We start from the raw sequence: 21,827 nt of genomic DNA, 5'->3' as shown, positions 1-21,827 counted from the left end.
AATGATAACCATTATCATTTATTATGAAGCCAACAATTGATGAATCAACCAAACGCTCAGTAACATTGTTACCCCTCTTTTTCATATAGAAAGGCACTGTACATTCCCCCTGTTTGTACAGTGCCTTTCTTGTTTATTATCATTCAAAAAAATTTAATTGCTCCGGCTTCGGCTCACCATATGTAATGTTCATCATTTTCATAAGCTGTTTCGCATTATCTGCTGCATCCCCACCTGAATTGTTGTTAAACAGTACGTATATATCCTTTGTTTTCTTTTTTAATTGCTCTAGTCGTTCCACCCATTCTTCCAGTTCTTTATTGTTGTAGCGATATAAACAACGAACCGCTCTCCAATTTTCCCCTTTATCAAGCCAACCATGAACATTTCGACCGTGAAAACGTATTAATGCCATGTTTGAATTCGTAACCTCTAATACGAGTGGCACAGAACCTATCCCAGCCTGTGGTTCATCACAAATTGTATGAACCCATTTCTCCTGTTCTAGAAACTGTAACGTCTTATCTCTCATTTCTGGATAAAACCATGTTTGATTTCGAAATTCTATTGCACATGGTAAACCTTCCATTTTTTCTTTCGTATATCGAAGAAAATCTACATTTTTCTTTTTGCAATCAAACCATGGTGGATATTGAAATAAAATTGTTTTTAATTTATTAGCTTCTATTAAAGGAAGAATGGACTGCTTATACACATCAAACATCTCATCAAACGTAGAAAAAGGAAATTCCCCTTTCATATGTCCTGTCATTCCTTGATACGCTTTTACGACAAAAGAAAAATCTTTCGGCGTTTCCATTGCCCATTTTATATAATTTCGTGCAGGTTGCATCGCGTAAAATGAACTATCCACTTCCACAATAGGAAAATACTCACTATATGTTCGTAATTTATTTCTATTTTCATAGGAATCTACGTATAAAGAATCATGATCTCCCCATCCTGTCACTCCAATGAACAGCACATATATTCCTCCCTTTTTAACTTTATCTTCTATTCACTCCCCAAACACTTTTGCTAATCAATTTCATTAAGTGGCCCTTTCTTTAAGAGTATCCTTATTAAAATATGATATACTATATGGAAGAATTTTTAAAATGAGGGGTTATTTATTTATGCTTCCAAACGATGCTACTGTATCTCATGAAAAACGAATTGAAGAACTAGAAAATAAAGTGCGTTTTTATGAAGAACTTGTAAATCAATTACCACATCATTTCACATACAAAAATCCACATATTGGTTTACAAATAAAGAAAACTAGAGCAACTCATTCCATTCAAGAAATACCAAAAGAGAATAAAGAGGCTCATTTTCAACTTACTTGTGATTCATTATTCTTATTTGAACAACTTGAAAAACACTTTGTACATATTTTTGATGCCTTTTCACATCATGTAACCTTTGTCGATAGTAAAGGGAATATTACTTTATGTAATCAAGTTGCCGCAGATGATTTCGGTGTAATACGAAATGATATTATCGGAAAACCGATTCAACAATTACTAAACTTGCCGGAAGAAAAAATTAAAGCGATTGAAACATTAAGAACGGGAACAGAAATATATAATGAAGAAGTTTTAGACAAAAACTATGGCATTATAAACAACCGAATTATTCGCGATTATAACGGGGAGATTTTTAGGGTTATTAGTGTCTTTCATTATTTAAACACAGAGCGTGATGCAGAGAAGTTTTCGTTAGCAGGACGAATCGCAGCCGGAATTGCACACGAGGTACGAAACCCTCTTACGACAGTACGAGGATACTTACAATTTTTACAAGAAAGTGTTTCTCCATCAAATAAAGAGTTATTTAAAAGCTTACTTATCCCTGAATTAGATCGTGCAAATAGTATTATTACAAAATTTTTAGCCATTTCAAAAACACGTGAATTTACAAGAGAACCGTTTCCTATTAATACATTTTTATGCGACTATATTCAACAGTTACTAGCTAGTGAAGTCTTCTTGCATAACATTTCAATTGATTATAACTTTTCTAATGAATTAGATGATATTTTAGTCAATATTGATCGACATGAACTTGTTCAAGTATTTTTAAACCTATTTCAAAATGCCGTCGATGCTCAAGGCGAAAAGCCTCTTTCTATTCAAATCACTAGTTATCGCCTAGATAACTTCGTTCGGATTACTTTCACAGACAATGGAATTGGTATTCCTCTAGCTATTCAAGAATATATCTTTGATCCATTCTTCTCAACGAAGGATTCGGGGACAGGACTAGGCTTATCAGTAACAAAAAAAATCATCCAAAATCATAACGGTACGCTCAAAATGACTAGTGATCCAGACGGTACAACCTTCACTATTTCTATTCCGATTTTACCTAAAGTAAATCGTGAAGCAATTAACTTATAAAATGAGAATGCTGTTCTATTAACTCCCTTTAATTGTTAAGCACACTCTAACAATTAAAGGGAGTTTTTTAAAACATATAGATTTTTCTCTACTTCTTTATTGTTCGTGTTAGGTAGGTAAACTTCTTATTTTTTGAGAAATAGTAGTTTGTCCATCACGAATTTAATTTAAATTTCATTATAATATATAGTAACGACTATTATTCTATGAAAGAAAGGAATGCAAAGATAAACAACAAAAATAAAGGGAAAGTATTTTATGGTAATGATTGTTGCGAAGTAAGAGCTTGTAGTTATATCAACATCTCTAAGTCCGAACTTAAATAATTTGTTAGACTTCTTCAAGCTCTCGGCCAAGCTATTCAAGCTGTCTTAGTTCAATATGGATCTGGTTCCTAGGTGGAGGCGCTACTGGACCAGCGGGTACTCCGATTCGGGTAACTATAGCTGCAATAGGAAACTCCAATGCTCAAACAATATCAACTGGAATTAATATTCAATTAAATCAAGTTTTTGAAATAAATAATATTAACTTTAATGACACTACACATACTTTACAGGCGTATATGATATTAGTTTCTCGGCATCTACAACTTTCCCAGGCTCTTCACCGTTTGGATTCGGTATTTCATTCAATGGCCAACCACTTACTCGTAATTTTTCAACTAATGTTATCGGTAGTGCTGTTTCTTTCTCTACAATTGTTACTTTACAAGCTGGTACAACGATTTCTGTACAACCTACAGCAAATACTATTTCTATTCCTAACACGGGCGATACAACTGCGACACTATCTGTACTCCGAATTTACTAACCACAATTTCCGATAATATTTTGGGAGGACTAAACACATTTATAAGTAATAGGTGTGATTTTGATTGTCTATTAAATCTCTCTTTTAATAAAAAGGAGCACTTATTTGGGAGGATAAGTGCTCCTTCTTTACGTTTCTTTACCTCAAATTTACTCTATCTTAATCCTCATTTTGTATGATAAATAATGAAGTCAAAGATATGAAAGAGGGATGAAAAATGAGAGTTATGTCACCGATACGCATTTGGATTGCTCTTATGATATGCATTATTTTATGTGTAGGGTTTTTTTTAACTCTAAAATATTCTACTATTTCAAAAGCAGAGAGAAAAACAGTTCCATACACACTTTTGTATACGAAACAAAACAACATCCTTTATTCCAATTCCACAAATAATGAAAAAAAAGTTATAAAAGGAATGCTTATTACGAAAGCTTCTAGTTACGAAACTCTACTTCAAATTACTGAAACGATTAAAGATCAGTATACAAATAAAGGAATTGATGAAATCACGCTGACTATCCATAATGAAAATAATGGTAGTTATGAAGAAGAATTACCATACGAACCGATTAGTAAAGGAACAATAATCATCACATACGATTCTCAATCCTTTGGCAGTACCAACATTACTCTTAATGAATAGTAGCATTTACCCCACTAATTATGAGCTCACTTCATTTTTCACATGAGAAAGAGGCGAATAACGAAATTCGCCTCTTTCTTTTACCATAACGATGGAATCCACTCTTTTACTTTATTAAACCACTCTTGCTGTTCTTTTTTCCTTTTTTGTTCTTCTTCTTGCCTTTTCTTTTCTTCTTCTTTTCTTCGCTTTTCTTCTTCAATTGTTTGCAATTGTTTTTTATAGTCCGCCTCAGATATTAACGACAATTGGAACGCTTTTTGGGCTGGGTTTGCATTTGCTTTTTTCATGATATCCCGGAACATCGTCGTTGTAATTTGACTACCACCTGGAACATAATGCTCGCTATCTGTTTTGTCATATCCTACCCAAACTGCACCTACTAAATCTGGTGTGTATCCTACAAACCACGAGTCCTTTGCCCCTACGCTCGGGCCATTTACAAGTTGAGTAGTCCCTGTCTTCCCTGCTGTATCAACATTAGTAACTTTCGCTTTTCCACCTGTTCCCTTTTCTACAACACCTTTTAATAAATACGTCATCTTTTGAGCAATTTTCTCACTCGTCACTCGTGTCTCTTTCTTATACCATTTCCCTATTATTTCCCCTTCAGCATTTTGAACTTCTCTAATTGCATGAGCCTCTACTTGAATCCCATCATTAGCAAATGTACTATATGCTTGGGCCATTACAAATGGTGATGTCCCTACATGCATCCCACCTAAAGCAATTGGATACGTACGGTCTTCTGGTACTAACGGAATACCAAATCGCTCTAAAGATTTCAATCCTTTATCTAATCCTATTTGTTCTAATAGCCACACAGCGGAAACATTATACGACTTTGCTACCGCTTCATACATTGTCACATTACCATGAAAGGCCTGATCACTATTTTTCGGTTCATATTCTTTAATATGAAATGGTTCATCTTTTAATATATCGTATACTTCATACCCTTGTTCTAAAGCGGGTACATATACAGCTAGAGGCTTTAATGTTGAACCTGGCTGTCTTTTTAATTGCGTAGCATGATTAAATTGTAAAAACTGATATGGTCCTCTACCTCCAACTAAAGCTGGAACACCGCCTGTTTTTGGATTTATAAGGACTACACCCGTTTGCATAAGTTGATCTGAGCCACTATCTTTGAAATAACTATCATTATTCACAACATCTTCTACAGCTTGTTGTTTTTTCGGATCAAGCTCTGTATAAATACGATAACCACCTGCTAAAATTTCATTTTGTGTTAATTCATACTTATCCATCGCTTCTCTAACTATATAGTCTACATATTGGGAGTATTTACCTTTGTATTTATCATCAACCCCACGTTTTAATACAAGGCCTGACTCTTTTTCTTTATTGTATTGCTCTTCAGAAATATATCCTTGTTCCTTCATTAAACTTAATACGACATTACGTCGTTCAATTGATTTATTAAAGTTTTTATAAGGAGAATACGCAGACGGCGCTTTAATTAAACCTGCAATCGTTGCAGCTTCTGAAATTGATAAATCTTTTACCTCTTTATCAAAATAAGATTTAGCTGCCCTCTTTATTCCCCAAGCACCTTCCCCAAAATAAATTTGATTCATATACATTTCAATAATTTCATCTTTTGTATAAGTACGTTCTATTTTTTTGGTTAAAAAGTATTCCTTTATTTTACGAGAAAATGTACGATCTTGTGTCAAAAATACATTCTTTGCAAGCTGTTGTGTAATTGTACTTCCCCCTGCTACAACTTCTCCTGCTGTAATATTTTTAAAAATTGCACTTATAATTCCACTATAATAAATACCATGATGGTTAAAAAAACCCTTATCTTCTACTGCAACAATTGCCTGAACCATAATATCAGGAATATCTTTTCTTTTAACACCTTCTGTTTTCGAAGAAGCTAATTTAGTTGCGACCTCATTATTTGCATCATAAATTAAAGTCGGTTGTGGAACAGCTTGTTTTAATTCAGATATGTCTTGAATGGATATTATTATATTTATAGCAATAAATAGAGTAATGAGTACACTTCCCAATACAATTAATGAATTACGAAGTTTCTTCCTCTTATTGAACCACTCAAGCATTTTTTTAAAATGAGTGTTCTTCAATTTCATTCGTTCACTTCCTTCATTTATTTACACTCTTCTTTTTAAAAGGAAGAATATACCGCCTTTTAAATTTACTATAATAACGTAGTCATTCCTATAGTGTAAAGCTTTTCTTTTACATTCATACTTTTTGCAAGAAAAGGACATTCTACAAGTAAGATATTCACTATTGGATATTAATATTATTAATAGAACAACGAGAGTTATGTTAAGTTTTTGTAAACTTTTCGATAAAATGTTTTAAAAAACGACAGTTTTTTGTTAGAATTGATTAGCCAATATATTTTACATATATTACTTTTGTGGGGGTAACAATAATGGTCTTTAAATCAAAAAAAGATAAATTTTCTGAAATGTTAATGAATGTTTCCGAAAATTTAAAAGAAGGCGCGCAGTTTTTCGTGGAGTATAAAATTAAAAATGCTAGCGATTTAAAAGAGTTTTCTATGCGCATGAAAGAGTATGAGTCAAAAGGTGACTCATTTATTCACGAAATCATTATGGAGCTAAACAAAGCGTTTATTACTCCAATTGAACGTGAGGACATCCTACAACTTGCAATGAGTATGGATGATGTATTAGACGGATTAGATCACAGTGCTGGTCTGTTCGAAATGTATTCTATTACAGAAGCTGATGAATACATGATTAAATTCGTGGAAGCAATTAATCAATGTGCGATTGAGATTGCAAACTCTGTTGAACTACTGTCTAAAAAGAAGTTAGTCGACATTCGTACGAACGCGATTAAGATTAAGGATTACGAATCACAATGCGATGATATTCGTCGTCATGCGATTAAGCACTTATTCTCTCGTGAAAAAGATCCGATTAAGATTATTCAATTTAAAGAGATTTACGAAGAGCTTGAAGAAGTAGCTGATAGCTGTCAAAGCGTTGCAAACGTATTAGAAACAATTATTATGAAGAACGCGTAAGGAGTTTGATCATGGATACACTCTTGATACTGACCGTTTTAGTAGTCATTTGCGCTTTAGCTTTTGACTTTATCAATGGATTTCACGATACAGCAAACGCTATTGCAACGGCTGTTTCAACGAAAGCTCTAAAGCCTAGACATGCAATTATTATGGCAGCTATTATGAACTTTTTAGGTGCAATGACATTTACAGGTGTAGCAAAAACGATTACAAAAGATATCGTTGACCCATTTGCTTTACAAAATGGTTCTCTTGTAATTTTAGCTGCTTTGCTTGCGGCGATAGCATGGAACTTAATTACTTGGTACTACGGTATCCCAAGTAGTTCTTCGCATGCAATTATTGGCTCCATCGCAGGTGCAGCCATTGCTGCTGCTGGTATTAGCTCATTAAACCTTAAAGGATTCATTAAAATTCTTGAAGCTTTAATCATTTCACCAATTATCGCTTTCGTTATTGGTTATATCGTTTACAGTATTTTTAAAGTGGTCTTTAAAAACTTTAACTTAACGAAAACGAATAAAAACTTCCGTATATTCCAGATTTTCACTGCAGCATTACAAGCCTATACACACGGTACGAATGATGCACAAAAAGCAATGGGAATCATTACGATGGCTCTTATGGCTAATAACTATCATACTTCTAGCGATATCCCGTTCTGGGTACAATTATCTTGTGCTATCGCAATGGGACTTGGTACTTCTGTCGGTGGATGGAAAATTATTAAAACTGTCGGTGGACAAATTATGAAAATTCGTCCTGTAAATGGTGTAGCTGCCGATTTATCATCATCACTTGTTATTTTCGGTGCAACATTCATTCACTTACCGGTTAGTACGACGCACGTTATCTCTTCTTCTATTTTAGGGGTTGGTGCTTCTCACCGTGTGAAGGGGGTAAAATGGGGAACTGCAAAACGTATGTTAATTACATGGGTTATTACACTTCCTATTTCAGCTTCTTTAGCTGCTCTGTTTTACTACCTATTACATTTTGTTTTCTAATCAAAAGTCGTCTTCCTTATTTTTCTAGGAAGACGACTTTTTTGTGAACAAGCCTATTTCTCATTAAAAAGCGTGTATAATAATTGGTGGATAAGTTATTTAGAGGAGTTGGCAATTTTGGAATACATCATGTTACTTTTCATCGGACTAATCGCCGGGACAGTCGGCAGCCTAGTTGGGCTTGGAGGCGGAATTATTATTGTTCCGTTATTAATTGGATTACACAGTTTATCACCACAACTTGCAGTAGGGACTTCTATGGTAACAGTCGTTTTCACAGGACTATCTTCTACCCTTACTTACATGAAGCATAAGCGAGTGGATTATAAAAGTGGACTTATTTTATTTATCGGAAGCGGTCCTGGTGGTATTATCGGATCATGGGCAAATAAATTTTTAAACCAAGACACATTTTCTTTATACTTTGGGATTTTCCTTATATTCGTCTCAATTCTACTTATGCTTCGAGACAAATTAAAACCTCTTTCCCTCTCAAATACGTCTGTAATTAAGCGTTCTTTTACAGATAATGATGGAAATGCTGTACACTACCAATTCCCACCGTTTCTTGCTATCTTTATCGCCTTTATAGTTGGGTTTATATCTGGGTTATTTGGAATTGGTGGCGGTGCCTTACTTGTTCCAGCAATGATGCTTCTTTTTGCATTCCCAGCACATATTGCAGTAGCAACTTCAATGTTCATCGTATTTCTATCAGCAATTGTAAGTTCTGCAACTCACATCTCACTTGGAAATGTCAGCTGGATTTATGCATTAATCCTTATTCCTGGTGCATGGATCGGCGGAAAAATCGGGGCTTACATTAATACAAAACTGAGTGGTAACGCCGTAATTAATTTATTACGTATTACGTTAATTATTCTTGGAACTAGATTAATCATTATTTCCCTTTTATAACGTATTCTTTTTAGAATGCGTTTTTCTTATACACATGAATATAAAAATCCTCCGAGGAGAACAAATAAAATTAAACAAGCACTTAATAACATATAATTTGAAATATGTACTTTCTTCAAGTTGACCACTCCTATAACTGCGACTGTTATCTTTATGATAGCGAAAAAATAGTTCACTTGCAGTTACAGAGTGCTAACAATGCAAAATCAATTATTACAAATTTTATCCTTATATTTCATTTCTTTGTATATTCTATCGATTTAATAAAAAAAGATGTCATATTGACATCTTTTTTAGTGAAGAAGTGACCATCCCATAAAGTCTTCATGTACTTGGCACGCCCTCTTATCGTTTCGATCATATAATTCAGCATAACTATCTGTTTCTTCATCATAAGCCATCGTATAAATAATTTGGCCGTCTACTTCAACGGATAAAACGACTCCACCTTTCATCTCTTCTACATGAATGATAGCATTCGCCGGAATTCTCATATCCGTCATTCTTATCGCATCTAACAATATACTAAACCCCCTACAGCGTATTCATTGCTAGTACTATTACACACTAAATAGTATACTACTGTAATAGCATACATTTCGTCAATGAAATTGCTGTTGAAATAGCATATTGTCTATATACATATACGCTAAAATAGAAGAAATAGAAACATATTAATGGGGGGCTAACATTGATTCTACACAAAGGAGATGTACTATTCCGTCAAGGCGAGGACGGTCCTTTATACTTTATAAAAACAGGCTTATTAAAAGTAGTTCGGCTAGAAGAAGACGGAACACCATTTTTATTCAACATTATCGTTCCAGGTGAAACGATACCTCATCATTCTTTAATTTCACCGAAAGAATATCACGGTACAGCTATCGCTTTAATAAAGACAGAAGTGGAACCGATCACTAGTAGTGAATGGTACGAGAGACTTCAAGCAAATCCCGAATCATATGCCAACATCGCTATGCAATTGCAATCTAAATTAAGAATGATGCAACAACGAATTGATCAATTGACAACTGTCTCTCCGAAAGAACGTCTTCATCGTTTACAAGAATGGTTCACATTATATTTAGGTGACATTCCTATATATGAAATATTAACACAAACTGAAATTGGTCAACTGATAGGCATACGCCGTGAAACAGTTAACCGTTTATTACGAGAACAAATAAAAAACGAGGTAAAATAAATACCTCGTTTTTTTGTTTATTCTCATCTGTCTTATTGTAAGCTTGTTGCTGGGCCGAAAAATTCATAATGAATATGCTCTTGTTTCACACCTAAATCAGTTAGTGCAGCATTTATATGCTTCATAAATGCTACTGGACCACAGAAATAAAATTCTGCTTCAGTTGTCTGAATAATAGTTTTTAACCATTCGCTTTCAACGAAACCTTCTTTATCAAAGTTCTTCATTTCTAAATCTTTTTCAGTCGGTGCAGAATAACAAGTATATGCTTTAACTTGTTCATATTCATTTTCTACTGCCTTAACGTGTTCTTTCATTGCATGTGTATTACTATTTATTGCTGCATGAATAAAATATACATTACGTTTTGAATCTTGTTCAATTAACGTATTTAACATACTCATCATCGGTGTAATCCCTACTCCACCACTAATTAGTACAACTGGTAATGTTGAATCCATATTTAACACGAAATCTCCCGCTGGTGCACTTACTGGTAAAACATCTCCTTCTTTTACATGTTCATGTAAGTAATTAGACACTTTACCGTCTGGTGTATCTACACCTTTTTCTTTCTTTACACTAATACGATAATATTCTTTCCCAGGTGCATCGGATAAACTGTATTGACGATTATGTGTATATGTCTCACCTTCAATATTGATTTGAACCGTTACATATTGACCTGGGATGAATGAAGAAACTTTCCCTCCATCTTCAGGTTTCAAATAAAATGACGTAATAACATCGCTTTCCTTCACTTTTTTAACAATCACAAAGTTACGGAAGTCTTTCCATCCACCTTCTTTATGTGCAGCTTCTTCATACATCTCTGCTTCAATGCTAATAAATGCATCAGCAATGACACCATATGCTTCTCCCCATGCATTTAAAACTTCATCAGGTGCACCTGCGACCTCTTTAATGGCACGTAGTAAACATGTACCTACAATCGGATAATGCTCAGCTTTAATACCTAAACTTCTATGCTTATGACCAATTTGTTTTACAACTGGAATAATTGCTTCTAAATTATCAATGTACGTTGCAGCTGCATAAACAGCATTCGCTAACGCTTGTTGTTGTCTTCCCTTTTTCTGATTCGTATGGTTGAAAATATTCAATAACTCCGGATGTTCTGAAAATAAAATTTCATAAAATCTCGTTGTAATTTCAACGCCTTTTTCTTGTAATAATGGTACTGTTGACTTTACGATTTCAATTGTTTTTGCACTTAACATTGTATCCCACTCCTCTATTTCCTTAACTGTTTTTAGTTTAACTGAATCTTATAATGCAGATTGTGATTTTAATCACTATTAACACGTTGTTTTTGTGAATAATATATGAACATTGTACTTACAAAAGAAAATAAGCTAACTAGAATTCTAGCTAGCTTATTATTTTGTTTGTATAGCTTGTTCAATTACTTTTATATCTTTCCCCTCGCCAAACTCTGTATACCCCCAGATATTCGTTTCCCCCCTATATTTATTTACGATAATATCCAAGTCATGATATACACGGTGGGCATACACTACATACTCAATATTTTGAAGTTCCACACCTTTTTTTACAATTTCATAGCTTCTATTTACATCGCGTTTTATTTTTTCATTCTTTATTTCCGTATGTATATTTTTTAAAGATGGTTCTTGTTGTTGAAACCATTGCTTAAATTGATTCCAATCCCCGTCTGTATAATTCTCTGCTTTACCGTAATTTAAGAAATTATTATAGCTTTCATGTGTCATTCGAATAAAATCTAGCACTTTTGTCTCTTCTTGCACATCTTCTACTTGAGCTATTGTATTTACCTCAGCAGGCTTATTCGCATAATGTAACAGCACTTTCATAAGACTATAACTCGCGATGATCATTACGATAATAATCCCGAATACACGTAGCAATTTCTTCATATACAGAACTCCTTCTCTACTAAAGATATTATAATGTATGGCTATACTTGTAACATTCTCTCGTAGAAATATACTTCCTGTATAAATTCTTCCTATCATTTCGACAATATTTTTCTATACATTTCTCGTTGGCAAATGTTCTTGTAAAACAATATATCCTTCATAAGCTGTGTAACCGAGTATAGCCATTAATCCGATATAACAAGCAAATACTGTCCATTTCGTTTTCGCATCCACTTTATAATAGTTTTCTTGTTGTTCTTTTTCTATTTTCCATTTATTTAATTTTCTTTCTGACGCTTCAAATGCTTCCCTTATGTGAATTGTATACTCATCTTTTTCATCTTCATATGGAACATAATCTAACGGTTCGAACTTCGGTAAAAGATACTCTAACACTTCCATTTTTTGAAGTTCACCTATTTGTAACTCTTTTTCCCGTTCTCTTTGTCTTAATGCATTCATCTCATGATGCATCATGTATATAGTCCGATGTACAGCACCCGTTTCTTTTAATTCCTCTTCAATCCTAGCAACATATTCTTTCATCCCATCAATTTTATGCCCTAATTCCTTAATCGGCTCATCTCTCTTTATCACTCTATATAATTCCATACAACCGATAATAACAATAAATCCTCCCAAAATACTTTTAAAGTAAATTGAATAGCCAAGTAATAAAATAAGGCCTGCTCCCCAAATTTTAGTGCTGACAACTGAAATAATTCGCCCACCATCTAGCGGCGAAACGGGAATTAAATTAAAGAAATTAATCATACTTCCAAGCAAAATAACAAGCGCCCAAAATGGTTCTTTCGTCATTATGTAAAGCGGTATCGCGGGTAAATATGACAGAAGCCCGAAAAGCGGACCCATATAGGCAATGTAAGCTTCATCTTTTGCATTTTTCGGCATCTCTTTCATTCCAATAAGAGCCCCCATAAATGGGATAAAGATTGCTGGCGATGTTGGAATTCCTTTTCTTTTCGCAGCCCATAAATGGCCCATTTCATGAACAAACAACAAATAAATGAGCGCCACCCCAAATTTCCAACCATATAGAACTGCGTATGCGCCAAGCGATAGAAACATACTAAATACCATTGAAAACTTTGCTAATTTAAAAATTGCAAATATCCACTTTAACTTAGACAGTAAAAATAATCCTATGGCAACAATAATTCCCCATAATCCTTTTTTATTATTTTTCATCTCTCTCCTTTAACCCCCTGTAACGAGTCATACAAGCTCATCAAAAATTATTCTCCTCTTTATTATGACATATTTTTTTCTATTGTTAGAAATAATGTTTATTTAATCCATTTTTAGCCAAAAATATAAATAAAGGAGGTATATACGAATGAATTTACAATCTCTCATAATAAGTGTTTTATCATTTTTAGCTTCAACTCTTATTTTTTATACAGTGAGCTATGTATTATTATTAGATTGGTTGCCAAATCACTTACTTATCACTCTTATCATTCTTTCCGCTCTTATGATTTCATTTCTTATTACACGAAAATCAATGAATGAGCCATCTGCAAAAGCAAAATAATAGAGAGGGTGTTCTTCTCCCCTCTCTATTATCATTTCCTAGGAAAGGCTATATAGAATTTACAATTCAGTTACAGCCAATAAGGGCCTTACCCCAAAATTCAGTTGAAACAAAGAAGTTAAGTGAGAGTCAACGCCGAATTGGCAAAGACTATTAATCAATGAGAAATGAGCAGCCTCCGCCGATTAAATTCTCACTTTATCTTTGGAAATTCATTTTTTCACCATACTCTTTAACGATTTGAATTATATTTTGAAACACACCTATTTTTTCTTTTTCACTGTTTAATATTTTTAAATCATACTTTTCGTAATATGTTTCTAATGATTTTAATTGTGATTCTGAAGCGCCTTTTACCTGCACAGTAGCATGCAATTCATATTGCTTATACCCTTCCTTTACTTTTTCACCTAAAATCATTTCACTCTCTTTTGCTCCAATTAATTTTTGAACTTTTTCTGGGAAAGTGAGTTGCAAATAATATTCTTGTTCCTTCACTAACTTGTTGTATAGTGATTGTGAAATCGTATACCGTACCATATAATTCACGTTTTGATCGCCTGCTTTAATATGAAACGCGGTAATCTGCAAATCTTTTTTTGTTACCTCCGTTAAAGGACCTACCTGCATCTCTTCTTCTTTTTGTTCTGAAACATTTGGAAATATAGCCAAAAGCTTTTCCGTATCTTTTTCATTCAACATATACATAACTTTCTTATATTGCACCCATCCTCGTCTATCTTCTCCCCTTAACCATGCATAATAAGTTTCTTTTTTCCCCTCTCTACTAATTTGTATTTCATATTCAGGTTCACCGAAGCTTCCGGTTATTTCTTGTTTCTCAGCTTTATCCAAAATGTCTATTACTAACTTCGCTTCTGATTCCTGCAACTTTTTCTCTTTATGTTTTTTTTGTATAACGGTTACCCCTATTGTTTCTTTCACTTCATTCACCGTCTCTTCTACTTTTTTTGTTTCTTGTTTTTGCTCAGCTTGACCACAAGCTGCTAGTAACATAACAAATAACAACAATACATATTTCCCTTTCAAATTAATCCTCCTTTTACGATAAGAAATTCTTATAATCTTCATACATAAAACAAAAACGTGACATCCTATTAAATAAGTTATACTAATCATTGAAAGGAGGTCTTTATCATGTCCATTAATTTTCATGATGCAAATAATAAATACACATACGCAACAAGAAACGCTCATATTTCTTGGGCTGAAATGGTAAAAAACATTACAGACATACAAAACAAGCAAATAATTGATATTGGCTGCGGTGGCGGGATTTATACGAAAGAACTCGCTCTTATGGGAGCCAAAAATGTTGTGGGACTTGATTTTTCAAAAGAAATATTACAAGCTGCAAAAGAAAATTGCAACAATTTCCCAAATTTTTCTTTCATCCACGGTGATGCACATAATATCCCATACCCTAACGAAACATTCGACATAGTTATTTCGCGCGCAGTTATTCATCATTTACAAGACATTCCTACATTTTTATGTGAAGCTTCTCGTATATTAAATAAAAACGGTGTACTTATTTTACAAGATCGAACGATTGAAGATTGTACAGTTCCAGGAAGTCCCGAACACATTCGTGGATATTTTTTCTCTATATTTCCAAAACTCATTGAAATAGAGTCAAAAAGACGTCCAAAAACCAACACGATACAGAAAGAATTACAAAAACATTCTCTTCACGTGCTTCCCACACAAACACAATGGGAAGTACGAAAAATACATGATTCTGTAGAAGCATTGCTACAAGATTTATCTCCTCGAACAGGTCGATCCATTCTATATGAGTTAACAGATGATGAACTTTCTCAACTTCTACAACATATACAGACCACATTACAAAACGTCTCTCCTATTATTGAAAGAGATCGATGGACAATTTGGAGCGCCATGAAGTTGTAAGGAAGGAAGCCTCACAAAATAATGTGAGGCTTCCTTTCTTTCATAATCTAATTTTGCAACACTCTTGATATCCTCCACTTCTGGCCTGTGCACTTCCACACTTCGGACATACTAAATATCTAGACTGATTTGTCAACAAACTACCTTTTTGAAAGAGTAAAACTTCTGCTTGTTTAAACGAACGCGAATAATATAACCACATAAAACCAATTATAGCAATAATGCCAAATAATACTCCCATCGCAAGCATTTCAGTCACCTCTTTTGGTTTGTTCTTTCCAGCAAGTGGATTGTTGTAATATTCTCTGTAAATTCAAATAATCCCTTCTTTACTCCTATAAATATCAACTTTCTCTATAAATTTTACAATTCTCCACAAATTTTTACTCCCATTTTACAATTCATTATTCCTTTTGCAACAACGAATATTACTTTCGATATTTCCGTATATAAATATATCTTTCAAAAAACATATTGACTTTCTAAAAAAAACATGCAACAATACTGTCAGAATACTTGAATAAAAATTCATTGACGAGAACGAGTACGTTATAGAACTGTTCCCCAGAGAGTTGGCGATTTGCTGAAAGCCAACGTTCAGTGCGTAACCGAAAATCATCTCCGAGAAGTAGAACCGAATGTTACAGTAAGTTCTTACCGGCCGTCCCCCGTTACAAGGAACACGTATCATGTTGTACGTTGCAAAGCCGTATACATATAGATTTATTTCTACATGTGTAAATTAGGGTGGTATCGCGGGTAAATATAACTCGTCCCTTTCTTTAGGGACGAGTTTTTTGTGTTCTTACAAATGAATTTAAAAAAGGAGGAAAAACAATGAACACTGTATCAAAAAAACATATTTTTTTCACGGGTCTTATGCTATTTTCTTTATTTTTTGGGGCAGGTAATTTAATTTTCCCTCCCATGCTTGGCCAAAACGCAGGTGAAAACTTTTGGCCCGCAATGATTGGATTTTTACTAACAGGAGTTGGCTTACCACTACTTACTGTTATCGCAATTTCTCTATCAGGAAATGGAATGCAGCAACTTGCAAGTCATGTTCATCCATTATTCGGAATTTTCTTTACGGTAGTTGTATACATTGCCATCGGTCCATCCATGGGCATCCCACGTGTTGCAAATGTTGCTTATGAAATGGGTGTTAGTTCTTTCTTACCAGAAACAATCCGCTCTAGCAGCCTAGTGCTATTTGTATATACAATCATATTCTTTACTATCGTATTTTGGCTGAGTTTAAATCCATCTAAACTTGTCGATCGTATTGGAAATATATTAACACCTATTTTATTACTCTCAATTTTCTTATTGTTTGTTAAAAGTGTCTTTACACCACTTGGACAATCAGGACCAGCTATGCAAGAGTATCAAACTTCTCCAATCTTCAAAGGCTTTATGGAAGGGTACTTAACAATGGACACCATTTCAGCACTTGCATTTGGAATTATCGTTGTAAATGCAATTCGCTCTAAAGGTGTGAATGATCGTAAGTCCATTGCCATCGCCACAGCAAAAGCAGGGCTTATTGCCGCTACAGGACTCGTACTTGTATATGGTGCACTCGGCTGGCTTGGGACAACTAGTGTCTCTCTCGGATATGCAAAAAATGGTGGACAGCTACTTACTGTTATCGTACAACAATTATTCGGCCCATACGGTTTGCTCCTATTATCTCTTATCGTTACACTCGCTTGTTTAACGACATGCGTTGGACTCGTATCTGCGTGCAGCCAATATTTTTCAACATTATTGACTACATTTTCATACAAAACGTTCGCGAGTATCATTTGCGCATTAGGATTATTAGTTGCCAACTTAGGTTTAACAAAAATTATCGCAATCTCTGTTCCAATTCTACTTGTTGTATATCCAATTGCGATTGTACTCGTACTACTATCGTTACTTCATAAATACTTCGGTGGATATCGCTCTGTTTATGTAGGTGCTTTAATCGGAGCAGCAGTTGTGAGCGTATTTGATGGATTAAAACAAGGCGGTATTCCAGTCTCGTTTATCACGTCCAACTTTGAATTTATTCCTTTATATAATGAAGGAATAGGCTGGCTATTACCAGCATTAGCCGGAGCACTTATCGGATTTACTATCGCTAAACTAAGCGGTGCTAAAAAAGTTCCCTTAATAACCGACGCAAAAGCATCCTAAAAAAACTCCCGAAAGGGAGTTTTTTTACATTTGATAAGCAGTATGATTAAAACTACTTATTTTATACGCTTTCGTATAATATTCAATATTCGTATCAACTGTTTCTACCTTAACAACATCATAGCAGTCTTCTTGCTTTACTAAAAATAAATAGTATTCCTCTGTTGCCTCAATAATCGCAATTTTATCTGTTTCAACATTATATTGTTCACAAAGCGCTTGTAATGCGTTCACATAATCCCCTAATTTTTTAGACTTATCCATTCCGAATATAGTTTGAACTAACATATACATTCTCCCCTTTGTATGTACTGTTAACAAATTAATGATAACGCTTACATTTATTAGCGTCAATAAAAAGATTTGATGCAAACTAATAATCAATGGGGATAGTCCCCCACTGATTAAAGTTGCACTTTATCATTTCGTTAATTGATGTCTAAATGCATAAATAACCGCCTGTGTCCGGTCACTTACATTTAGTTTATTTAATATATTACTCACATGTGTCTTTACTGTTTTGAGGGCAATAAACAATTCATCTGCAATCTCTTGATTACTTTTCCCCTCTGCAATTAATAACAAAATTTCAGACTCTCTTTCTGTTAACTCCTCATGCAAAGGTTGCTCTTTCTTTTGACGCATACGGGACATCATTTTCCCGGTAACTTTCGGCTCTAATACCGTTTCTCCATCATAAGTAGCTCGTACAGCGTCCGCTATATCACTTGCTCTTGATGTTTTTAATAAATAACTAGTCGCCCCAGCCTCAATAACAGGATACAATTTTTCGTCATCTAAAAAGCTTGTTACAACTACAATTTTTGCTTCTGGCCATTCTTGAATAATAGCACGTGTTGCTTCGACACCATCCATCTCATCCATAACAAGGTCCATTAAAATAATATCCGGTCTTAATTGCAGTGCTAATTCTGATCCTTTTTTTCCATTTTCAGCTTCCCCGACCACTTCAATATCTGGTTGTGTAGATAAATATGCCGATACACCCATACGAACCATTTCATGATCATCGACAAGCAATACTTTTATCATACTTCTCCCCCTCTCTCAAGCATAATCGGTACTTTCACTTCTATTTGTGTACCTTTGGCCGGGAAACTCAGTACCTTGAGTGTCCCACCAATTTCATGAACACGCTCTTGCATCGATCTTAAGCCATAGGAACCGGCTTTATTAACGCCTACTTCAAACCCAACACCGTCATCAATGATTTTTAAAATCGCATATTGATCAATTTTTCGAAGGCGCACTTCTGTTTTCTTTGCCTTCGCGTGTCGCAACGTATTTGATAGCGCTTCTTGCACAATACGGAATAAATGATCTTCTACACCTTTTTTTAATTCTATTGGCTCAATAAGCCATTCAATTTTCATATGTTGTTTTCGCGATAATTCCGTTAATAATTCCTCTATACCTTCTGTCAGTTTCTTACCTTCCAATTGTACAGGACGTAAATGAAGGAGCAATGCTCTCATTTCTGATTGAGCATTTACAACCATATTTTCAACAAGTTGTAATTGTTTTTTTGTCACATCTGGAAATTCAGTTATTTGTTCATTAATCGCTGACATCATCATCGACATTGCGAAAAGCTGCTGACTTACTGAATCATGCAACTCCCTTGCTAAGCGATGCCTTTCTTGAGAAATCGCTTCTTGTCTCATCTCTTCATTCCAATGAGCTCGTTCATTCGTTACTTTTTGAAAGAGTCCAGCTTGCTCCTCTAATCGACGAGCCAGAACGATTACTTTTCGCTCCACTTCATGAAATTCATCATCCGCAGTAAACGAAACATCACTCGGAAAATTCCCTCGCTCTACTTCAAATAGAAAAGTATTTAATCCTTGTATACGCTGCTCTATATAGTAACCGATTGCATATCCTACAATTCCCCCGATAAGTAAACTTGTAGTCATAATAAACAAGCCAATTGGAACAGAAGCGATGGATTCCTTCCATAATAAATCATACACTTGTTGCTCGCTTTTCCATACATATACAATTGTACAAATGAGTGCGATACTAACAGAGGACAACATAGAATAACGAATATACATCCACGAAATATTTTTTTGTTTCTTCATTATACTTTCCTCACTTCCGTGTCGCCTACGACAAGCGAAGAAATAATTTTAATACGACGAGGAGCCTCTTTATACTGCTCTGTTCTAAATGTAACATTGCGGTTAAACCCTGTCTCTTCATGACCTGGCAAGAGCACACGGCCGACAATAACAGAGTGATTTAAAGAAAGTTCAATATCATATGGCACATATAAACGAATATTACCAACGACACCTCGAATAACAATTACTGTTTCTCCTTCTGGAATCATAGCAGTTGTTAAATCTATTTCCACATCACAAGCACCATATTGAACATTAATATCCTCAAGTTCATAAATATGATCCATCATTCGTACATTGCCTACAAACATATTTTTCAAATATGGTTCTGTACGATATATTTGCTTCTCTTCGTCTATAATCCCTTTTTCTTTAATTTCAACCTTCATTGCTTTTTGCTGATGTCCTTGTTGAATCAATTGATAACCAATTAAAGCTAAACAAGCAAATACGACAAGAACAAATGCTGCTGATGAAAATAAGAAAAATAAAAATACGATACCACCAACAAATAAAAATACATTCCCCCGTACATAACGATTCTTTTTACGATAATGCCTTCCAAACATAAGCATAATAAATGCAAAAATGAGACCACCTGGTTCAAAATGTCCAAGTATCATATCAAGAAAAAGACCGAACCCAAATATGATGAGGAGCATCCCCATTAATTGTGTCTTTGAAAAATGTTTCTTCACTTCAGCTCCCCCCCCTTCTTGTCACATATACATAGAAGAAAAGGCATTGCTTTCCAACACCTTTTCTCCTATCACTATATCATAAGCCTGTTTTATAATATACTACTATTATTTTGTTAACTCTTTCGTTAACGATACATCATTCTTTTCTTTCATTTCACGCTCAAGTTTTGCAATTTTCATATCAAATGTGTCACGCTCATGCCCTTCATTCATACGAGTTTCTAAGTCACGAATGTGATCTTCAATTTCTTCAAATCGTAAGAACGGATTATTTTCATCCATTTTATGCATCGCAGTATTCATCCGACGATTTGCATGTGCCATATTTTCACGTGCCATTAGTTCCATACGCTTTGCGTGCATTTCTTTTAATTTATTTTTCATTTCAGAAAGACGACGCTCTAACTCATCAATTTGCTCTACAACACCTGCATACATTTCTTCTAATCGAGTTACTTGCCCTTCATAATAAGCTACCTCTTCTAACGCACGTTCGTGCAATTGTAATTCGCCTGCTTCTTGAGCAACGATAGCTTGCTTTGATCTTTTATTAACGAAATAACGTGCTTGCTCAAGCTCACGAGCGAAGTTAGATTTTAATGTTTTATGACGCTCAATTAACTTCTCAATTTTTGTTATTTCACGCTCACTATCACGTAAATATTGGTTTAACATCGCAATTGGATTTTTTCTTTCCTTCTCATCTAACACGTTATGAAAATCAGCTAAAATTGCATCGCGTACACGTCCGAATAAAGATTGTTTCATTATAAATCTTCCTCTCTTCTACTTTAATTATAATTTGATTTATTGTTTTAGTTTTTCATTAATTTGTTCCACTCATCTTCAAAGTTGCTATATGGTTTAGAACTTTCTGGAGCAGATTCAACAACTACATCTTTTTCTTTTTTCCACTCACGGTATCCGTAGTATAAAACCACTAAAGCAGCGATACCGATTAATGCTGGTGAATGAGAAAGTGCAATGGATAAACCGATTAAACCAACAATACCCCAAGCTAACTTTCCAAAAAATGATTTAGCTCGCACAAATGATTTATAGCTCCAATATACAACTCCTGCTCCGATTGCGAATCCTACAATACCAGCAAGACTACCAAGAGCAATTAAAGCCAAAATACCGGCTGCGATAAACGCTAGAAATTGTTTCATCTTGTGCTTGCCTCCCTTCGATTTGATACTCTTATCTTAACTATTTTTTCATCTTTCCATAACGAGCTTAAGAACCGTTTTTAACTCAGACTTAAGACCGAGTCATATTCAGCCCTTTACGCAAAAAAACGTGCAGAGTCTATTCTCTGCACGTTTTTTAATT

24 protein-coding genes, 2 pseudogenes and 1 other annotated feature are annotated in these 21,827 nt (G+C 34.5%); of the genes and pseudogenes, 11 read left to right on the top strand and 15 right to left on the bottom strand.

The window, feature by feature from the left end:
• Positions 1 to 139: 139 nt before the first annotated feature.
• Positions 140 to 985 carry a DUF72 domain-containing protein gene (locus tag ASE54_RS00900; protein WP_000897362.1) on the bottom strand — a complete coding sequence of 282 codons (846 nt, stop codon included), beginning with the start codon at positions 983 to 985 and terminating at the stop codon, positions 140 to 142.
• Positions 986 to 1,136: 151 nt separating this feature from the next.
• Between ASE54_RS00900 and ASE54_RS00895 the strand changes: the two genes are divergently transcribed.
• Both ASE54_RS00895 and ASE54_RS37490 read left to right on the top strand, forming a co-directional pair.
• Positions 1,137 to 2,402 carry an ATP-binding protein gene (locus ASE54_RS00895; RefSeq protein WP_000937232.1) on the top strand — a complete coding sequence of 422 codons (1,266 nt, stop codon included), beginning with the start codon at positions 1,137 to 1,139 and terminating at the stop codon, positions 2,400 to 2,402.
• 206 nt (positions 2,403 to 2,608) lie between these two features.
• Positions 2,609 to 2,725 (top strand): annotated as a pseudogene (locus tag ASE54_RS37490) (collagen-like repeat preface domain-containing protein); the annotation flags it as partial.
• Between the two features lie 219 nt (positions 2,726 to 2,944).
• Here the strand turns inward: ASE54_RS37490 and ASE54_RS36660 are convergent.
• Positions 2,945 to 3,037 carry a DUF3982 domain-containing protein gene (locus ASE54_RS36660; protein ID WP_229145116.1) on the bottom strand — a complete coding sequence of 31 codons (93 nt, stop codon included), beginning with the start codon at positions 3,035 to 3,037 and terminating at the stop codon, positions 2,945 to 2,947.
• Here ASE54_RS36660 and ASE54_RS36655 point away from each other — a divergent pair.
• Positions 3,018 to 3,215, top strand: a pseudogene (locus tag ASE54_RS36655) (Gly-Xaa-Xaa repeat protein); the annotation flags it as partial. The gene ASE54_RS36660 and the pseudogene ASE54_RS36655 sit on opposite strands and share 20 nt — an antisense overlap.
• Before the next feature lie 217 nt (positions 3,216 to 3,432).
• Positions 3,433 to 3,861 (top strand): hypothetical protein, encoded by a 429-nt coding sequence (locus tag ASE54_RS00885; protein ID WP_001265587.1) that lies wholly within the window; start codon positions 3,433 to 3,435, stop codon positions 3,859 to 3,861.
• Positions 3,862 to 3,941: 80 nt separating this feature from the next.
• On the opposite strand, the gene ASE54_RS00880 is transcribed toward ASE54_RS00885, so the two are convergent.
• Positions 3,942 to 5,984 (bottom strand): PBP1A family penicillin-binding protein, encoded by a 2,043-nt coding sequence (locus ASE54_RS00880; protein ID WP_000769247.1) that lies wholly within the window; start codon positions 5,982 to 5,984, stop codon positions 3,942 to 3,944.
• Between the two features lie 311 nt (positions 5,985 to 6,295).
• On the opposite strand from ASE54_RS00880, the gene ASE54_RS00875 reads away from it, so the two are divergent.
• The 3 genes from ASE54_RS00875 (at position 6,296) to ASE54_RS00865 (ending at position 8,844) form a co-directional block, all read left to right on the top strand.
• Positions 6,296 to 6,916: a DUF47 domain-containing protein gene (locus ASE54_RS00875; RefSeq protein ID WP_000231445.1), complete on the top strand. Its 621-nt coding sequence runs from the start codon at positions 6,296 to 6,298 to the stop codon at positions 6,914 to 6,916.
• A gap of 11 nt (positions 6,917 to 6,927) precedes the next feature.
• Complete coding sequence (locus tag ASE54_RS00870) at positions 6,928 to 7,926, top strand: inorganic phosphate transporter (protein ID WP_000380276.1); 999 nt, start codon at positions 6,928 to 6,930, stop codon at positions 7,924 to 7,926.
• A gap of 117 nt (positions 7,927 to 8,043) precedes the next feature.
• Entirely contained in the window at positions 8,044 to 8,844 is an 801-nt protein-coding gene (locus tag ASE54_RS00865; RefSeq protein ID WP_000455760.1) for a sulfite exporter TauE/SafE family protein, read from the top strand.
• Between the two features lie 293 nt (positions 8,845 to 9,137).
• Here ASE54_RS00865 and ASE54_RS00860 read toward each other — a convergent pair whose 3' ends face one another.
• On the bottom strand, positions 9,138 to 9,365 hold the full coding sequence (locus ASE54_RS00860; protein WP_000882911.1) for a hypothetical protein: 228 nt from the start codon (positions 9,363 to 9,365) through the stop codon (positions 9,138 to 9,140).
• Between the two features lie 170 nt (positions 9,366 to 9,535).
• Between ASE54_RS00860 and ASE54_RS00855 the strand changes: the two genes are divergently transcribed.
• The gene (locus ASE54_RS00855; protein WP_000600585.1) at positions 9,536 to 10,048 is read left to right on the top strand and encodes a Crp/Fnr family transcriptional regulator; all 513 of its coding nucleotides are present in this window, start codon (positions 9,536 to 9,538) and stop codon (positions 10,046 to 10,048) included.
• Between the two features lie 32 nt (positions 10,049 to 10,080).
• Here ASE54_RS00855 and hmpA read toward each other — a convergent pair whose 3' ends face one another.
• The 3 genes from hmpA to ASE54_RS00840 all read right to left on the bottom strand — a co-directional run bounded on the left by hmpA (position 10,081) and on the right by ASE54_RS00840 (position 13,179).
• Complete coding sequence (hmpA, locus tag ASE54_RS00850) at positions 10,081 to 11,289, bottom strand: NO-inducible flavohemoprotein (protein ID WP_000947319.1); 1,209 nt, start codon at positions 11,287 to 11,289, stop codon at positions 10,081 to 10,083.
• 159 nt (positions 11,290 to 11,448) lie between these two features.
• A complete protein-coding gene (locus ASE54_RS00845) occupies positions 11,449 to 11,967 on the bottom strand; it encodes a hypothetical protein (protein ID WP_000735433.1) in 519 nt (172 codons plus the stop codon).
• Between the two features lie 114 nt (positions 11,968 to 12,081).
• Positions 12,082 to 13,179 (bottom strand): site-2 protease family protein, encoded by a 1,098-nt coding sequence (locus tag ASE54_RS00840; protein ID WP_000794467.1) that lies wholly within the window; start codon positions 13,177 to 13,179, stop codon positions 12,082 to 12,084.
• 148 nt (positions 13,180 to 13,327) lie between these two features.
• On the opposite strand from ASE54_RS00840, the gene ASE54_RS00835 reads away from it, so the two are divergent.
• Positions 13,328 to 13,525 carry a hypothetical protein gene (locus ASE54_RS00835; RefSeq protein ID WP_001053359.1) on the top strand — a complete coding sequence of 66 codons (198 nt, stop codon included), beginning with the start codon at positions 13,328 to 13,330 and terminating at the stop codon, positions 13,523 to 13,525.
• 198 nt (positions 13,526 to 13,723) lie between these two features.
• Here the strand turns inward: ASE54_RS00835 and ASE54_RS00830 are convergent, their stop codons facing one another.
• Complete coding sequence (locus tag ASE54_RS00830; protein WP_000677055.1) at positions 13,724 to 14,575, bottom strand: hypothetical protein; 852 nt, start codon at positions 14,573 to 14,575, stop codon at positions 13,724 to 13,726.
• Positions 14,576 to 14,683: 108 nt separating this feature from the next.
• Here ASE54_RS00830 and ASE54_RS00825 point away from each other — a divergent pair, with 108 nt between their 5' ends.
• Positions 14,684 to 15,460 carry a class I SAM-dependent methyltransferase gene (locus ASE54_RS00825; protein WP_000026262.1) on the top strand — a complete coding sequence of 259 codons (777 nt, stop codon included), beginning with the start codon at positions 14,684 to 14,686 and terminating at the stop codon, positions 15,458 to 15,460.
• Positions 15,461 to 15,500: 40 nt separating this feature from the next.
• Here the strand turns inward: ASE54_RS00825 and ASE54_RS00820 are convergent, their stop codons facing one another.
• The gene (locus tag ASE54_RS00820; RefSeq protein ID WP_000880630.1) at positions 15,501 to 15,710 is read right to left on the bottom strand and encodes a hypothetical protein; all 210 of its coding nucleotides are present in this window, start codon (positions 15,708 to 15,710) and stop codon (positions 15,501 to 15,503) included.
• A 272-nt stretch (positions 15,711 to 15,982) separates the two neighbouring features.
• Positions 15,983 to 16,241: a binding site (T-box leader), on the top strand.
• A 56-nt stretch (positions 16,242 to 16,297) separates the two neighbouring features.
• Here ASE54_RS00820 and brnQ point away from each other — a divergent pair.
• The gene (gene brnQ / locus ASE54_RS00815; RefSeq protein WP_001099171.1) at positions 16,298 to 17,644 is read left to right on the top strand and encodes a branched-chain amino acid transport system II carrier protein; all 1,347 of its coding nucleotides are present in this window, start codon (positions 16,298 to 16,300) and stop codon (positions 17,642 to 17,644) included.
• Between the two features lie 24 nt (positions 17,645 to 17,668).
• Here the strand turns inward: brnQ and ASE54_RS00810 are convergent, their stop codons facing one another.
• From ASE54_RS00810 to ASE54_RS00785, 6 genes are all read right to left on the bottom strand, one after another.
• Positions 17,669 to 18,007 (bottom strand): DUF3922 domain-containing protein, encoded by a 339-nt coding sequence (locus ASE54_RS00810; protein WP_114365419.1) that lies wholly within the window; start codon positions 18,005 to 18,007, stop codon positions 17,669 to 17,671.
• Between the two features lie 57 nt (positions 18,008 to 18,064).
• Entirely contained in the window at positions 18,065 to 18,697 is a 633-nt protein-coding gene (locus ASE54_RS00805) for a response regulator transcription factor (protein WP_000598702.1), read from the bottom strand.
• Positions 18,694 to 19,749 carry a sensor histidine kinase gene (locus ASE54_RS00800; protein ID WP_000744327.1) on the bottom strand — a complete coding sequence of 352 codons (1,056 nt, stop codon included), beginning with the start codon at positions 19,747 to 19,749 and terminating at the stop codon, positions 18,694 to 18,696. The genes ASE54_RS00805 and ASE54_RS00800 overlap by 4 nt, the downstream gene beginning before the upstream one ends.
• A complete protein-coding gene (liaF, locus tag ASE54_RS00795) occupies positions 19,749 to 20,489 on the bottom strand; it encodes a cell wall-active antibiotics response protein LiaF (RefSeq protein ID WP_000716094.1) in 741 nt (246 codons plus the stop codon). The genes ASE54_RS00800 and liaF overlap by 1 nt, the downstream gene beginning before the upstream one ends.
• A 108-nt stretch (positions 20,490 to 20,597) precedes the next feature.
• Entirely contained in the window at positions 20,598 to 21,260 is a 663-nt protein-coding gene (locus ASE54_RS00790; protein ID WP_000814131.1) for a PspA/IM30 family protein, read from the bottom strand.
• Between the two features lie 47 nt (positions 21,261 to 21,307).
• Positions 21,308 to 21,664, bottom strand: coding sequence for a hypothetical protein (locus ASE54_RS00785; protein ID WP_000808640.1), 357 nt, complete (start codon positions 21,662 to 21,664; stop codon positions 21,308 to 21,310).
• Positions 21,665 to 21,827 lie beyond the last annotated feature (163 nt).

The organism is Bacillus sp. Root131 (genome assembly GCF_001429475.1).
GTDB lineage: Bacteria > Bacillota > Bacilli > Bacillales > Bacillaceae_G > Bacillus_A > Bacillus_A thuringiensis_S.
Note: the sequence above shows the minus strand (reverse complement) of the source record. Positions and strands in the feature narration are given on the sequence as shown.